General features: G+C 65.2%; 1 pseudogene. It reads right to left on the bottom strand.

Annotated elements, in window-relative coordinates:
- Positions 1-55 precede the first annotated feature (55 nt).
- Positions 56-277: pseudogene (locus tag EN852_RS38450) on the bottom strand (class I SAM-dependent methyltransferase); the annotation flags it as partial.
- Positions 278-310: the final 33 nt, after the last annotated feature.

The raw sequence follows: 310 nt of genomic DNA, 5'->3' as shown, positions 1-310 counted from the left end.
CTGAAGGCTCGGCCCCTGAAGGCTCGGCCCCTGAAGGCCTGGATCGTCTGCGCCCTCACACGCGTCGGCTGAGATAATAACGATCGGCGGGCTCCGAAGTAGGCGGCGGGAGGCGTTGCAACAGCGGGTGATCGAGCGGCGTGCCGCTGACCGCGAAGCCGCCGACGCGAAGCAGGCGCGCAATCAGGCCCGGAAGCCAGGTAGAGGTTATCGCATCGCGATCGTCATAGCCGGTGCCGATGCCAGCATGAACCAGAGCGGCGTCGATGCAGACGAACCTGACCACTATCTAGCGGATCACGACGAGCAC

Origin of the sequence: Mesorhizobium sp. M2E.F.Ca.ET.209.01.1.1 (genome assembly GCF_004010375.2) — a bacterium.
Taxonomy (GTDB): Bacteria; Pseudomonadota; Alphaproteobacteria; order Rhizobiales; family Rhizobiaceae; genus Mesorhizobium.
The sequence above is the reverse complement of the archived record's forward strand: the minus strand, read 5'-3'. Positions and strand labels throughout refer to the sequence as shown.